The following is a 14,145-nucleotide window of genomic DNA, read 5'->3' on the forward strand; positions in this document are numbered from 1 at the left end:
AAGGGAGGAAGAAATGATGAGATATTCAACACTAGCACCATTTCCAAAAGACTTTTTCTGGGGCGGATCTACTTCCGCCTATCAAGTAGAAGGTGCATGGAACGAGGATGGAAAGGGGCCTTCTGTCATTGACATGAGAGCAAGTTACCCTGAAGGAACAACTGATTTTAAGGTAGCCAGCGATCACTATCACCGCTATAAAGAGGATGTGAAGCTGTTTGCAGACATGGGCTTGAAGGCTTACCGCTTTTCCATTGCGTGGACACGCATCATGCCAGATGGAGATGGGGAGATCAATCAAAAGGGGATTGATTTCTATCATTCTCTCATTGACGAATTGCGCCGTTATGGCATTGAACCAATCGTGACGATGTATCACTTTGACCTGCCTCATGCGCTTCAAGTGAAGGGTGGATGGTCGAATCGTGCGACAGTAGATGCCTTTGAACGCTATGCAGAGGTTCTGTTTCAGGAGTATGGTCAGAAGGTAAAATATTGGCTGACCATTAATGAACAAAATATGATGATCTTACATGGATCGGCTCTAGGTACACTAGATCCAAATTTAGAAAATCCGAAAAAAGAGCTGTATCAGCAGAACCACCATATGCTTGTGGCACAGGCGAAGGCAATGACGTTATGTCATCGTTTGCTGCCTGAAGCGAAAATTGGACCAGCACCAAACATCGCCCTCATTTACCCGGCATCTCCAAAGCCTGAGAATGTACTTGCTGCGGCAAATTACAATGCGATCCGCAACTGGCTTTATCTTGATATGGCGGTCTTCGGCCGTTATAACAACCTAGCATGGGCGTACATGAAAGAAAAAGACATTCTTCCTGTGATTGAAGAGGGGGATATGGATATTTTGAAAAGCGCGAAGCCAGACTTCATTGCGTTTAATTACTACACATCTCAAACGGTTGAAGCAAGTAAAGGAGATGGCAATGACGAGTTTGCACGCGGCGGAGATCAGCATTTGAAATCCGGTGAAGATGGCGTATACAAAGGCGGCAATAACCCGTACTTAAGTAAAAATGCGTTTGGCTGGGAGATTGATCCTGTCGGCTTCCGTTCAACGATGCGCGAGATTTACGACCGCTATCAGCTGCCGCTCATTATCACTGAAAACGGGCTGGGTGCTTTTGATCAGTTAGAAGAAGATGGATCGATTCAAGACGATTATCGAATTGATTATTTAGAAAAGCATATCGAACAAATCAGGTGGGCGATCACTGACGGTGTCGAGGTGTTCGGATACTGCCCGTGGTCAGCCATCGACTTAATCAGCACACACCAAGGATGCTCCAAGCGCTACGGTTTCATCTACGTCAACCGTGACGAATTTGACCTAAAAGACCTGAAGAGAATTCGTAAAAAGAGCTCTTACTGGTATGAAACCCTGATTCAGCAAAATGGAGAGAACATCGGGGAGTAACAAATAAAAAAGCCAATCACCTTATGCGGGTTGATATTATCCCCTCTAAGTAGACAGTGTAAAAAGCCCGAAGAACATATCTTGGCTGTTACACTATACTTGGAGGGGATTTTTTATGGCGAGAAAAGGACAACACTTTCAACACTATACGAAAGAATTTAAGATGAAAGCTGTCAAAATGTACGAAGAAGGAAATAGAAACTATCGCTCATTATCTGAAGAATTAGGTCTCCGAAGTTCCACTCAGCTAAAAAGTTGGGTCAGAAAATATCGTGAAGGACAATCTTTTGAAGACCAAAGAGGAAAAACATACAAAGTCAGAAAATCCTTTTAGTGGACGTCCTAAATTAACGTTTAAAAGTGTGGAAGAAGAAAGAGATTATTTAAAGGCACAGGTAGAATACTTAAAAAAGCGTTATCCAAATCTTCACGGGGAGGACGGATTCTGAAGACTGCACGGTTTGAAGCTGTTCATGATCCCTGTCTCAAAAACGGGGGTCAGTCCCCATTTATAAGGGCTTTTCTTTTTTAGCATCGTAATCTTTAATAATTTCAATTGGATCAATTGCATCATCATCTTGTACATATTGCTCTACATAAGGAGTCATCAATTTCTCAAACTGATTTTCATCATCTACTAAAGCAATACAAGTTTCATATCCTTCAAAATCAGATGGGTATAAATTTGCAACAGCACTACCAGTTTTTAAAGCCTGATCTATCGCATTTTTTAATTCCAATAGACCCTTCCTGTTTCCTAAAATCAATGCTTCTCTATGATGAGTTTCTTGAGCATATATATTACACATCTCTAAAATATCATCATCATCCACTTGAATAGACATACAAAAGGCACCTCCAGAGTAAAATTTAGTTAATTATATAATATATAATTCTTGATGCCAAAATGCCAAGACCTCAAACGTCTCATTGGCTGCTTTATCCTCATTTTCTTCAATCCTGATTAGATCTCCTTCCTAGCATCAATACGCTATTTCCAAAACTGCCACCAACATTTTTTTGTCCTTCTTTTTCCTCCTGCTCTGCTCCGTTGCCGCAATTAATTTTTTAGTTTCTTGAGTTTCTCTTATGGCCTCTAACAGCTTTTTATCTCTTTCAATAAGACTGCTTTGTATGTATTCTTGCTGTTTTTTCAACTTGCTAGAAGTTACAAATTCCATCTTATCCTGGTCCGTTTTTTCATGGGACGAAAGCAGAGTTGAAGATTGGAGACCTGCTTGAACCGCAGCACTTATCGAATTATCAGGATCAAAAATCAAACCATATCTATTTCACCGGAACATTAAACGCTGCTAAATGGGGTGCTGAATTAGCAAGGTCTGATTCGAAAGAGAGAATTTACATTGTAGAACCGTTAGGCGAGTTTGGAAATGATCCAAATTTGACTGATAAAAAATTTCCTGGCAATCCAACACGTTCTTATCGATCAAAATCTCCTTTGAAAATAGTCGCAGAATTAGGTTCATGGGAAAGACATTCTGATGAAGAAATCAATCATATGCTGTCATCTTTAAAAAAGTTAAGTGAAGAAGGAAAAAATGTCATATACGATTGATGAACCATACATCTAAATAACATGAAGGCCGCCTGATCAACAGGGCGGCCTTTTGTTCTTTCTTATTGAAACAGCGCATGCATCAGTTCATCGAATGTTTTTGCTTTCTTGAGTGAGTGAATGCGGTCTGGACTGTCCAGTAAATCGACGGCTTGCTCAAAAAATTGGTTCATGCAGGCAGCGTCATCTTTATGAATGGCTAATAAGAAAATAAGTGATACTTGATCCCCCTGCCAGTTAATCGGCTGTTTCAGGCGTGCGATGGCTACGCAGGAGATGCCTTCATTTGTGATGAGCGGGTGCGGCATCGCAATCCCTTTGCCAAGATAGGTAGATGACATTTGCTCCCGCTCAAGCACCGAGGATCGAAAAGAAGGTGATACAAGCTGATACGCCTCTAAACGGCTGCATAGCGTGTCTAATACCTCATCTTTGCTTGATAAATGAGCATCCAATAAAGTCAATCGTTCTTGGAAGAAGCCCATCAGCTCTTTGGAGGGTGAACCGTGTCCGTTTAATAAATGAATGACCTCACTCACGCGCTGTACATCATGATGTTCAAAAAAGGCGTTGACCTGAATCATCGGTTTTCCCTTTGATGCTAGCGGGACGGTTGTGATGATGACATCACAGGGCAAAGAGGTGCTAAATGCATAATCTTGATAAGAATAGAGCTCGACAATCTCAAGTTCATGCTGAAAGGCGGCCTTCAATTTAATTTCAAGCAGTCTTGCCGTCCCTAGTCCAGATCCGCACACGATAATGGCTTTCTTTTTTTGCGAGGTGCCGAGCTGACTTCTTTCAAATGAAGCAGCGATATGCAAGGCAACATATGCGGCCTCGTCTTCATTTGGTGTACGCACCAGCTGTAAAGCATTCAGTCCGCTGACAGCCAAGTCAAACGGGTAAGGATAAGACGCTTTGATCTCATGCAAAAGCGGGTTTTGTAAGGACACGCCGTATTGGATTCGATTTAATAATGGCTTCATATGAAGCATCAAGTCTTGCCGCAGGATGTCATCATCAGCAAAGCGATGTCCGCTTGTTCTTTCAATGTACTGGAGAAATACCGTAACCGCCTGCCGTACTTCCTCTGTCGTTTGATGCTGGTCAGCTTCTTTCCACGTTTGATTCGCCAAGAGATGCATCACTAAGTAATCTGTTTCATCCTCTGACAAGGTAACATGAAAAGTGTCGCTTACTTGCTGAGTGATTTTTTCGGCAATTTTAGTGAACACTGGCGACCTTTGTGTGCGTTCGGTGCTGGCGGATATTCTCTGTTCTTTTCGTGTTTGCTGAATCGCAATGGCTAAATGAATAACTAAATTTTTTAGGGCAATGTCTTTAATGAGTAATGATTCCTGATACAGATTCGTCAGCACAATGGACCGAATGGTTTCAAGAGAAATATCAGGAAAATGAAGCTGCTCCCGCTCGGTGATATTTGATAGCGCAGGCTCTTCCTCAAGCAGCAAGTCTGCATAGCACGTTCTTTTTTGCAATTCGTCTCCCTCAACCTTTAAGCCAAAGCCAGGCTTTGAAACAAGGGTCATGCCATAACGGGTTAATAGTTCTCGTCCTTTTTTTAAATCACTGCTGACCGTCATGCGGCTGATAAACAGCTCTTCAGCCAATTGATCAATTTTTAAGTAATTAGATTGAAGCAATAGTTTTCTCATCATAAATCGTACACGCTCTTCTGGCATGACGGGTACGAGAGAGCGGGCAGGAAGCTTCTGTTGATGAAGCCAAAGCAGGAAAGCGTCTTGGTCACTCGTTAAGAGAGTGTATCCTCTCCCGCGGATGGTCTTAATGATGGCCCCGGCTTCCTTTAATAGCTCATTTGCTTCTTTAATTAAATTGCGGATGGAGCGGTCAGATAAGCGAAAAGAGGCAGTTAGCTCCTCCAGCTTCACGAACCCTTTCGTTTCAAATAGCCGCTGAATGAGCTGATAGGTTCGAGTATCTGCCGTCATCATCATTGCGCCGCTCCTTGTGCCTGTAAGGCATCAGTACCAAGAGCGATTGCGCCCATTAAACCAGATAATCCGTCAAAGGATGGCTTTGTGATAATTTCAATTAAAGGCTTTGGCAGTTGCAAATACCCATGAAGCCGCTTCTCTGTTTCATTAAGAATGAGCGGCAGCATAGCTGGCTGTTTCATCACACCTCCGCCAAGAATGATACGCTCTGGTGAAAGAGTGAGTAATAAATTGGCGGCCATTTGCCCGAGGTAGTAGGCATGAAGTGACCAGGCAGGATGATCTTCTGGCAGCATTTGTGCCAATGTATGATAGCGTTCTTCTATGGCGGGTCCAGATGCCAGTCCCTCTAAACAATCATGGTGAATAGGGCAGCAGCCGCCATAGGTATCGTGAGGATGGCGCTGGACTGTGACATGGCCCATTTCTGGATGCAGCAATCCATGAATGAGGCGATTTTCAATATATGCACCGCCGCCTATTCCAGTTCCAACGGTGATGTAAACCAAAGAAGCAGGATTTTCTGCTTCAGTCGAAAAACGGGCTTCCCCGAGCGCTGCACAGTTCACATCAGTATCAAGCTTCATAGGGAGCCCGAGCGCTTGTTTTAAGGTAGAGAGTAATGGAAATTGGCGCCACGCTGTTTTCGGTGTGTCTAAAATCGTCCCATAGCTTGGGCTGTGTTCCTTCACATCGACCGGCCCAAACGCCCCAATTCCAAGTGCATCGACTGGATGCTCTGTATAATAATCGATCACTTTTTGGCATGTTTCATCTGGATTCCCTGTTGCAAAGGAAGTCATGTGTTCAATCGTTCCGTCTGTTTTTCCGTAGCCGCAGACAAATTTCGTACCGCCTGCTTCAATGCCTCCAATTCTCATGATCAATGCCCTCCATTAAAGAGGGACGGAATCCAAATGGATCCCGCCCCTACATGTTCATTTTTTCTTTACAATGTAGGTTTGTACCTGACAAGGTGTGAGCGGTTCAATCTGTAATGATCCATGTTGTGCTTTGAGTATATGTCCTTCAGGTGTTTCGCCTAAATTCGCTGTTTCTCCGTGTTGTAGAGATGAACTATTGATTGAAGCGGCTGTTTGACGCGTTAAATATGGATTGAAGAGACGGATGACAATGCCTGTTCCATGCTCTTCCTTTTTCAAGGCGCTTAGAACGGCTCCGTCTGTTTCAATGTCAAGCAGGCTATAAGTAGATTGTAAGTCTTCTTCTTCATCTCGGAAAGAAAAAATTAAACGACCGTTTAAAAAGTCTGCCCGCCCGTAGCATTGAACTGGGGTGGTATACCGCTTGGCAAGCAGCGCTAAGTGTCCTTCGCTTACTGCTTCTTGGCTATAGTGCATGCCAAATGAGAACGATAGCGCGCCTTGAAGCTGAGCGTCAGGTGTCTCAACGATTTTTTCCCCAGATGCCCGGCCAGGACGGTAAAGAAGATTTTCTTTCCCCATCTTTCCGAAACATCGGAAGAGGGTGTAAGCAATCGTTGTGTAGTCTTCGCCTGTGATTTGGTATTCTCTCACACAGTCGGTCAAAAGAGTGACGCCGTAGGCTTCATCACGAAGTGCAACAAATGATTGCATCGGTTCAATGGTGATCGGCTTTTCTTCCCAATGCTCATTGCTCCACCATTCAAGCTCTTGCGTCAGCTCTGTTGGACGTTCGATTGTGCCAAACTGCTGATCGCTCAGTGATACTTTTGATGCAATGGCTGTATCAAAGAGTACACGCAGACGATGGTCTAACGCATGGTTGTCGACATCCACATGAAAACGGATGACAGCCTCATCTTTATTTAACGCCACCTTCGCTGTGATTGGGAGGGAAGTCGTGACCTTTTGCTCCGATCGTTCCTTTAAGTCATACGGGACAGTGAGATGAAGCTGGATGGTAAGCTCCTCCTGTAACCCGCTTTTAGACACTGTGATGCCTGCTGATGAGATATCTTTAGACGATACATAAAGATCCTCACGCGGTGGTGAATAGTTGTAGGAATCCCCATCGTCTCCATTGTCTTCAAAGATCATTTGCTCAGAGAATGTTCGTCCTGTTTGTTTATCAGTGATCTCGAGTGACCCATTGTCATTTGCCGCAATGCGGTAATACGTATTTTCAATGACACGGCCCTCTGTTTGTTCCCATACGGATTCGCTTGATTCATCGAAGACCATGCTGACTTGTGTATAACCAACTGATGGTAAATCGATTGCTTCAATGAGCAGAACGGCTTTCCATACTTGTTTTGGCATGTACACCTCTTTGCTTGGATTAAGAGAAATTTGCTGTGCCAAGACATAATCAGTGACATCGCTTTTGCTTTTCACCGTGTAGTGAAGAGTTCTTCCGTTTGCGTCTTTTAGCGTAAAAGGACGTTCCGTGATAAAGGTTTCGACTTCAATGACTTCAGAACGCTTTGAAGGCAATGTATTAAATAAAGTGAACGTGATTTCTTGCTCTGTTTGCAGTCGAATGGCGATGAGACGCATGTGTAAATCGACAAGGTTCTCGGCGATTTCTTTTGCCTGCTTGTAGCGGAAGAAGACGTCTTGATTCGTCGTGTCACTATTACAGCCGCCAATGCTGTCGTGCGCTGCATTCTCAAACATGAGGTACCAAATATCACGAACGGTGTCATGCGGATAATCGTGCCCGAGTGAATAGCTGATCGTTAAGATGGGTTCCATCACATTAACGAGATAGTTTTCAATTTGATTGTTTAAGATTTTTAAATCTGCTCTTGTTGAAAAAATAGATTTATGAATCCGCATATGCTTCGCATGAATGAGCTCTCCTTGTAATGTGTCAAAAGACGTCCGCTCTTTTTTCACCGCTGCAATGTAATCTTCTAGACTGCTGATTTGATAGTGATGCTCGTCAAGATTGGCTTTTTCTAATAAGTCAGGCAGGTTTTTGCGGATAGGTGCCTGGTCAAAGCCATTTGGAAAATAGACATTCTTTGTGGTCGCCTTTGCTTGCAGCGCACCGATTTTTTCAGACAGAAAAGCTTGTAATTCCTCATCCTTCTCAGGAATATTTCCACCGTAGTAGTAGCCAAATGGCAGGTTCACTGCAAAGACTTCACTGCCATCAGCGCCTCGCCAATTGAATTCTGTATGATTCGTCATATGGTCAGAAACGCCACGCCAAAATGCTGTATCTACAATGCCAAAGCCTTGATAAATTTGAGGCATTTGTGCGGATTGACCGAAGGAGTCAGGGACATAACCGACTTTCATGACATGGCCAAACTGCTGACAGCGCTCAATTCCATATTGCAGGTTACGTACAATCGATTCACCTGAAATGACGAGCTGATCGGTTTGTGTATACCATGGGCCGATGATGAGGCGTTTAGCCGTGACGAGCTTTTTGATTCGATTTTCATCCTCTGGACGCCATTTGAGGTAATCGTCCAATAAGGATGCCTGGGCATCGAGCATGAAGTAATGGAACCTTTCATCTGTTTCAAGGGTGTCTAAAATGTCCATTACGCTTTTCATTAAGTAGATACGGGAGCGGGAGGTGGTGAAATACCATTCCCGGTCCCAGTGTGTATGTGGAATCACATGTACATTGACAGTCATTGATCAACGACACCTTTCTTTGTTCAAATTATCCTTCTAGCACAAGGTCAAAATCGTCTTCTTCTTTCTGCTTCTGATCATGTTCGGGCTTTTGAGGCTCTTTTTTCTCAGAGAAATTTACAAGCAGGTTGGCGCCAATACCGATAACGAGTGCGCCAGTAAGAGCACCGATTAAATAAGCCCACCAGTTTCCAACTGAGAAGAACCCATATAGTCCACCAATTGGCGGCATGATGTCATGGACACCTAATAATGCAGCTACCCCGCTTCCAGCAGCACAAGCGACGACATTCAGCGGAATCAATTTCAAAGGATTGACGAGGGTAAAAGGAATCGCTCCTTCTGTAATGCCGATAATGCCCATGACCAAGCCGCCTCGTCCGGCTTCTCTAAAGGTTGGGGAGAAGTTGCGTTTTCGAATCAATGTCGCAAGTCCGTACCCAAGCGGCGGAATGACAATCGCAATATTGACGAGAATAGCAGGGAGGTAAACACCTGACAGGAAAAGGGCGTTACCAGCCATCCAAGCGGATTTATTTACCGGTCCGCCAAGATCGAATCCAATCATCGCGCCTAAAATCAAAGCGAGCGCGAGTGTGCTTGTTCCGTCAGCGACCATGCCTTTGATCCATTCAATTAATGCCGTGTTCAAAGCGCCTAATGGCCCGCCCAGCAGAACGGACATGAGAAGTCCGGTTAAGCCAACGGTAATGAGCGGCAGGATGAGCAGAGGGACGAGCCCTGCTGCAGAGCCTTGTATTTGAATTTTTCTTTTCACAAAAAGAGCAACATATCCTGCGAAGAATCCTGCAATGACGGCACCAATAAATCCAGCATTTGTTGAGCTGGCGAGGGCACCGCCGATAAAACCGGCCGCAAGACCTGATTTATCCGCAATCGAATAGGCGATAAATCCAGCGAGCAGGACGTTCATTAAGCCAATACCTGTCCAGCCAACCTGCTCCATTAAATAGGCGCCGTGTAAAATGCCGCCAGCATCCTTATAGGTGTTTAAATCTGAAACACCAAACCCTAACCCGACTAGTTTTGCTAAACCAACGATAAGTGAGGCACCGATGATCACAGGAAGAATATAAGAAATACCGGTCATGAGATGGCCTTCAATGACTTTTAATTTTGCTTTCATTTTGCTTTGCTCCTTTCTATATGGCATTGCTCACGTTTATTGAGATTCAGATTTTTTCTTTTCAACAAGTGCTACGGCTTTTGTGATGATTTGCTCGGCATTTTTTAAGGCGCGTCCGATCTCGACACGTACTGTGGGAATGCCTGAGAAGCGTTCTGCATCGTTGATATGCTGATTGGAGGCAATGATACAAAGGTCTGCCTGTCTTGCTTCCTCTGCTGTAATGCCATTCACCTGTCCCATAATTCCTTGCTGCTCGATTTTGATCTCGTGTCCGAGCTGTTTACCTGCATTCTCTAATGCTTTTGCTGCCATTGGTGTATGAGCTAACCCTGCTGGACATGAAGTGACACCGACAATTTTCATTGTGTAATCCCCTCTTTCAATTGTTGTTCAATGACTTCGTAATAATAGTCAGCTGTTTGACCAGGTTGAATCTTTTCGATGAAAGCAGGCTCCATTAAGCTAGTGGCAATGCCTGACAGTAGTTTCAGATGCGTGACATTTGCCTCTTCTAGTGGAACCAGCAGTGTAAATAAATAGCTCGTCGGTAAATCGTCGAAGCTTCCCCATTCAACGGGCTGTTCAAGTTCTAAAAAGAGAAGTGAAGCCGTTTGTACAGTGGAGCTTTTTGTATGAGGAATGGCAAAGCCTTGCTGAAGTCCTGTTGAGACTTCGTCTTCGCGTTTCAACAAATCTGCTAATAACCTCGACTGATCGTTTGTAATATGAAGGTCTTCAGCTTTCTCGGAAATGTATTGTAAAATCTCATTCTTTGATTGACCGTTTACTTGTGTGAAAACATGATCTTTTTGGAACAAGCTGATCCCTTCTCTCTTGTTTGTTAAGCGCTTACAAGTTGATTGTAATGTACTTTTCGACATGGTTAAATAGCATCATTTTCCGTTTGAAATGGCAAAAAGTTTATGAGGCAATAAGTCTTGCTGTCTGATTATCTCAAATCCTAGCTTAAAACGAGTTTAATTATGTGAAAAACAGATTCTACTAAATGTCTTTCTGTGATATTCTTCCAAGGTATCGTAAAAGATAAGGGGGTCTTTTCATGTTCAAAAAGCAGGTCAAATCCTGTGTGATGGTACTCATGGCCATCATTTTATGTATGGCAGCATTACCTGGATACGAGGCAGCAGCTGCCAGTAAAGGAACAAATGTCAATGAAGCCATTGGATTGAAAAATGGTGAAGTCATCTCAGGTGCATTACAGAATGAAAAGGAAGAGTCATGGTATCAAATTACGCCACCTGCACAAGAGGTGGCAAAACATACGCATATGAAAATTTCTGTAAAAAGCAAACAAATGTTGTCCATATCGGTCTATCCAAGTAAGGACAGAGCGATGAAGGATGACACTTATTCCAGATATCGTGTGGACACAGCAAGCGGAGAGACAGAGATCGACTTCCCGCATGCATGGTCAGGTCCTTACTTTGTCAAAGTGCTCTATTTAGGTTCGGAGGAAGACAGCCGTGATGTGGAAGAGGATGCGGCATATACAATCGGGTATAAAGGAGCCAATCTTCCGCCATCTGAACCGATTTTTCCTGAAGAAGAAGAGCCTGGAATCATTATTATTGAGAAAAAGTATGGGCGTGAAATCCTTCAATCCATTCGTACGATCGAAGATAAACGTTTCAATGAAACAGCAGATGGTCAGAAGCTCGCTCGTTTGCTTCAAAAAACAAAGCCGTTTCTCAAATCGAAGCTGATCAAACATCAAAAAGAGCAGCAAAAGGTATACAATCATCTGCTTACATTAAAATCACTGCTAAGTGACATAGAGAAAAATGGTGCATTCAGCGGTCATATCGTCACAGAGAAAGAACAACAGGCGATCCGCTCCCTTTTTAATATGCTCAAAGAGGCAAGTCCGGCATATTTAAAGAAGGAATTAGAAGCAGTGAGTCAAAAAATTGGAATCGATCAGCTTGAAGGAAAATCGGTCGGTTATGTACTAGAGAAGCAAAAGCTTGTAAAAGAAGAAAAGGTCAAAACGAACAAAATCATTTTTAAATTAAAGGATGGCCAAACGCTTCAATCAGCGAAAAAGAAGATGAAAAGCTATGGAATCCAAGAAAATCGTGTGACATCGCAGTCAGTGAGTCCTTTATTTAAAGGAATGTATGTCTATGATGTGCCAGCAGGGCAAGGATCAGCTGGAAAGACACTAAAAGCAGGCAAAGCCGTCATCAAAAGCACTGCAAGAAAGCTGTCCAGCATGCCGAATGTTGAATTTGCAGAGCCTGTGCAAACCTATCGTGCGTTTAGCAATGATGTGCAGTATAGTTACCAGTGGCCGCTGAAAAACAGTGCACAAAACAGCGGGAAAAAAGGCGCCGATGTGAAGTTTGAACAAATGAATACACTAATTGGCACAAGCAAAATGAAGCAAACGTTAATTGCTGTTGTGGATACAGGTGTCGACAGCCGTTTGACAGATTTAAGCGGAACCGTTCGTACGGATTTAGGTGCGAATCTCATTGGACGAAATAAAGATGCGATTGATGACAATGGACACGGTACTCATGTAGCAGGCATCATTGCTGCAAAAGCCGATAATCATTACTCGATGGCAGGGCTGAACCAACATACGGGCATTATTCCGGTCAAGGTGCTGGATGCCTATGGATTTGGAGATACAGAGCATATTGCTCTTGGGATCAAGCATGCGGTGGACAAAGGCGCAAAGGTCATCAACATGAGTCTTGGCGGCTACTACAGCAGGGTCATTGAATATGCCATGAACTATGCTGCACAAAAGAATGTACTAGTGGTCGTGGCGAGCGGAAATGATGGCATTCCAGAAATGGGCTATCCTGCGACTTCAAAATACGCAATGGCGGTTGGCGCAAGCAACCGCATGGATATTGCCGCTGAGTTCTCAAGCTATGGCAAAGGACTGAGCATGTCTGCACCGGGTTCTGATATTCCAAGCTTAATGCCGGATGGGAATGTCTCCTACCTTAGCGGGACATCAATGGCTACACCATATGTTGCAGCAGCAGCAGGATTACTGCTTTCTAAAAATCCATCCTTAAAACCAAATCAAGTGAGGAATATTTTGCAAAGTACAGCCGATGATATTTCCTTTACATCTGTTGATGGAAAAGATGACGTTTTCTATGACGAAAACGAGGAGCCAATTGTCGATCCGAAAATTCCGGGTATCGATTGGATGACAGGACATGGCAGACTGAATGCATTTGCCGCATTAAGTGCTGTTGAACTGAATGCATCTGTCAACAAAGTAGAGGATCAGCATCAAAAGGTGACAGGAAAAGCGAAAGCAGGTGCTGCTATTTCTGTGTATAGAGGCAAGACATTACTCGGAAAAGGCACGGCAAGCAAAAAGGGAACCTTTAGTGTGAAGATCAAGCATCAGAACAAAAACAAAGTGCTGCACATCAAGATTTCTAAAGGAAAGGCCGCGACTTCTCTCAAAACAGTCGTGAAAAAGGGCAAAGCACCTGCTAAGCCGAAGGTAGGTAAAGTAACGGTCAAAAGTAAAACGGTCAAAGGGACTGCGGGTGCAGGCTTGACCATTAAAGTGAAAAACAAATCAAAGAAAGTCATCAAAACGGTGAAAACCAATAGTAAGGGTGCATTTACTGCCCAAATCAAGCCGCAAAAAGCAAAAACCGTCTTATACGTGACAGCTTCCGATGTGAGAAAAAGAGAAAGTAAAGCGGTGAAAGTTGTCGTGAAAAAATAGCTTAAGTGCTTCCCTTTCTAAAAAGGGAAGTTTTTTTGGTTTGTTACTGGAAAAATACCAATTACTGTCGATAGTAATAAAGTAGGAAAAAAAAGGAGGATTTATAGATGAAAAAAATCATGTTTGCATTCTTTCTATCATTGCTTCTCGTATTCCCAAGCTTTGCACATGCAGAGGAAACAGGAGCAGTACCAGCATCTGTACAAGTAACAAGTGTCACAGCAGCAGATGGTGGAAAGGTGAATTACGGATCTGGCAGCAAGTATCGAGTGGGTTCCTATCATCCAGCTGTTTTTAAAGGAACATTAAAAGATACGAACGGAAACCTCATGGCTAATCAGCCAATCCAGCTTTATTTTGAAGCAGCCATCAAATCATTGGCCCAAACAGCGACAGGCACAACGGATGAGAATGGACAATTTTCACTGACGATCCAAGTTCCTTCAGGTGCAGGCTACCGTACGTACAACAATGCAGGCTGGTCTACACATTATTACGATATCGTTCCAGTGACGTTCACTTCAAACGACATCAAGCTTTCTTCAAATGTCACAAGTGTGTATCATTTGGCATATACATTACGCAATCGTTAATACGGTAAAAAAAGACGACTTGGCTGCAGCCTTGTCGTTTTTTTCATAGAAAAAGATGTCAGCTAGTGACATCCTGAACC

At 43.5% G+C, this 14,145-nt stretch carries 14 protein-coding genes; 6 read left to right on the forward strand and 8 right to left on the reverse strand.

The window, feature by feature from the left end; all coding sequences use genetic code 11:
- Positions 1–16 precede the first annotated feature (16 nt).
- From NPA43_RS01375 to NPA43_RS01385, 3 genes are all read left to right on the forward strand, one after another.
- On the forward strand, positions 17–1,438 hold the full coding sequence (locus tag NPA43_RS01375; protein ID WP_256499641.1) for a glycoside hydrolase family 1 protein: 1,422 nt from the start codon (positions 17–19) through the stop codon (positions 1,436–1,438).
- Positions 1,439–1,616: 178 nt separating this feature from the next.
- Positions 1,617–1,772 carry a transposase gene (locus NPA43_RS01380; RefSeq protein WP_256499642.1) on the forward strand — a complete coding sequence of 52 codons (156 nt, stop codon included), beginning with the start codon at positions 1,617–1,619 and terminating at the stop codon, positions 1,770–1,772.
- Entirely contained in the window at positions 1,726–1,887 is a 162-nt protein-coding gene (locus tag NPA43_RS01385; RefSeq protein WP_230031271.1) for a hypothetical protein, read from the forward strand. Before NPA43_RS01380 ends, NPA43_RS01385 begins: the two co-directional genes overlap by 47 nt.
- A gap of 60 nt (positions 1,888–1,947) precedes the next feature.
- Here the strand turns inward: NPA43_RS01385 and NPA43_RS01390 are convergent, their stop codons facing one another.
- Together NPA43_RS01390 and NPA43_RS01395 are read right to left on the reverse strand one after the other, a co-directional pair.
- On the reverse strand, positions 1,948–2,283 hold the full coding sequence (locus NPA43_RS01390; protein ID WP_230031217.1) for a hypothetical protein: 336 nt from the start codon (positions 2,281–2,283) through the stop codon (positions 1,948–1,950).
- Positions 2,284–2,421: 138 nt separating this feature from the next.
- Positions 2,422–2,619: a DUF3967 domain-containing protein gene (locus NPA43_RS01395; RefSeq protein ID WP_230031218.1), complete on the reverse strand. Its 198-nt coding sequence runs from the start codon at positions 2,617–2,619 to the stop codon at positions 2,422–2,424.
- Here NPA43_RS01395 and arr point away from each other — a divergent pair.
- A complete protein-coding gene (gene arr / locus NPA43_RS01400; RefSeq protein ID WP_256499643.1) occupies positions 2,613–3,014 on the forward strand; it encodes an NAD(+)--rifampin ADP-ribosyltransferase in 402 nt (133 codons plus the stop codon). The genes NPA43_RS01395 and arr overlap by 7 nt on opposite strands.
- Positions 3,015–3,076: 62 nt before the next feature.
- Here the strand turns inward: arr and NPA43_RS01405 are convergent, their stop codons facing one another.
- From NPA43_RS01405 to NPA43_RS01430, 6 genes are read right to left on the reverse strand one after another with little or no spacing between them, the layout of a single operon-like run.
- Positions 3,077–4,996: a BglG family transcription antiterminator gene (locus NPA43_RS01405; RefSeq protein WP_256499245.1), complete on the reverse strand. Its 1,920-nt coding sequence runs from the start codon at positions 4,994–4,996 to the stop codon at positions 3,077–3,079.
- The gene (locus tag NPA43_RS01410; RefSeq protein ID WP_256499246.1) at positions 4,993–5,877 is read right to left on the reverse strand and encodes an ROK family protein; all 885 of its coding nucleotides are present in this window, start codon (positions 5,875–5,877) and stop codon (positions 4,993–4,995) included. Before NPA43_RS01410 ends, NPA43_RS01405 begins: the two co-directional genes overlap by 4 nt.
- 57 nt (positions 5,878–5,934) lie before the next feature.
- A complete protein-coding gene (gene mngB, locus NPA43_RS01415; RefSeq protein WP_256499247.1) occupies positions 5,935–8,595 on the reverse strand; it encodes a mannosylglycerate hydrolase in 2,661 nt (886 codons plus the stop codon).
- A 28-nt stretch (positions 8,596–8,623) separates the two neighbouring features.
- Positions 8,624–9,742: a PTS fructose transporter subunit IIC gene (locus NPA43_RS01420; protein ID WP_256499248.1), complete on the reverse strand. Its 1,119-nt coding sequence runs from the start codon at positions 9,740–9,742 to the stop codon at positions 8,624–8,626.
- 36 nt (positions 9,743–9,778) lie between these two features.
- Positions 9,779–10,108: a PTS fructose transporter subunit IIB gene (locus NPA43_RS01425; RefSeq protein ID WP_099726180.1), complete on the reverse strand. Its 330-nt coding sequence runs from the start codon at positions 10,106–10,108 to the stop codon at positions 9,779–9,781.
- Positions 10,105–10,563 (reverse strand): PTS sugar transporter subunit IIA, encoded by a 459-nt coding sequence (locus NPA43_RS01430; protein ID WP_099726179.1) that lies wholly within the window; start codon positions 10,561–10,563, stop codon positions 10,105–10,107. Before NPA43_RS01430 ends, NPA43_RS01425 begins: the two co-directional genes overlap by 4 nt.
- A gap of 242 nt (positions 10,564–10,805) precedes the next feature.
- On the opposite strand from NPA43_RS01430, the gene NPA43_RS01435 reads away from it, so the two are divergent.
- Both NPA43_RS01435 and NPA43_RS01440 read left to right on the forward strand, forming a co-directional pair.
- Positions 10,806–13,472, forward strand: coding sequence for a S8 family peptidase (locus NPA43_RS01435; RefSeq protein WP_256499249.1), 2,667 nt, complete (start codon positions 10,806–10,808; stop codon positions 13,470–13,472).
- Between the two features lie 107 nt (positions 13,473–13,579).
- The gene (locus tag NPA43_RS01440; protein WP_099726177.1) at positions 13,580–14,065 is read left to right on the forward strand and encodes a hypothetical protein; all 486 of its coding nucleotides are present in this window, start codon (positions 13,580–13,582) and stop codon (positions 14,063–14,065) included.
- Positions 14,066–14,145: the final 80 nt, after the last annotated feature.

The sequence above is a fragment of the Bacillus pumilus genome, assembly GCF_024498355.1.
Lineage (GTDB): Bacteria > Bacillota > Bacilli > Bacillales > Bacillaceae > Bacillus > Bacillus pumilus_P.

What these genes read in the sequence shown, in the direction of transcription:
- NPA43_RS01375 (WP_256499641.1), top strand. Translation starts at nt 17, where the DNA reads ATGAGATATTCAACACTAGCACCATTTCCAAAAGACTTTTTCTGGGGC.
- NPA43_RS01380 (WP_256499642.1), top strand. Translation starts at nt 1,617, where the DNA reads ATGTACGAAGAAGGAAATAGAAACTATCGCTCATTATCTGAAGAATTA.
- NPA43_RS01390 (WP_230031217.1), bottom strand. Translation starts at nt 2,283, where the DNA reads ATGTCTATTCAAGTGGATGATGATGATATTTTAGAGATGTGTAATATA.
- NPA43_RS01395 (WP_230031218.1), bottom strand. Translation starts at nt 2,619, where the DNA reads ATGGAATTTGTAACTTCTAGCAAGTTGAAAAAACAGCAAGAATACATA.
- NPA43_RS01405 (WP_256499245.1), bottom strand. Translation starts at nt 4,996, where the DNA reads ATGATGATGACGGCAGATACTCGAACCTATCAGCTCATTCAGCGGCTA.
- NPA43_RS01410 (WP_256499246.1), bottom strand. Translation starts at nt 5,877, where the DNA reads ATGAGAATTGGAGGCATTGAAGCAGGCGGTACGAAATTTGTCTGCGGC.
- mngB (WP_256499247.1), bottom strand. Translation starts at nt 8,595, where the DNA reads ATGACTGTCAATGTACATGTGATTCCACATACACACTGGGACCGGGAA.
- NPA43_RS01420 (WP_256499248.1), bottom strand. Translation starts at nt 9,742, where the DNA reads ATGAAAGCAAAATTAAAAGTCATTGAAGGCCATCTCATGACCGGTATT.
- NPA43_RS01425 (WP_099726180.1), bottom strand. Translation starts at nt 10,108, where the DNA reads ATGAAAATTGTCGGTGTCACTTCATGTCCAGCAGGGTTAGCTCATACA.
- NPA43_RS01435 (WP_256499249.1), top strand. Translation starts at nt 10,806, where the DNA reads ATGTTCAAAAAGCAGGTCAAATCCTGTGTGATGGTACTCATGGCCATC.
- NPA43_RS01440 (WP_099726177.1), top strand. Translation starts at nt 13,580, where the DNA reads ATGAAAAAAATCATGTTTGCATTCTTTCTATCATTGCTTCTCGTATTC.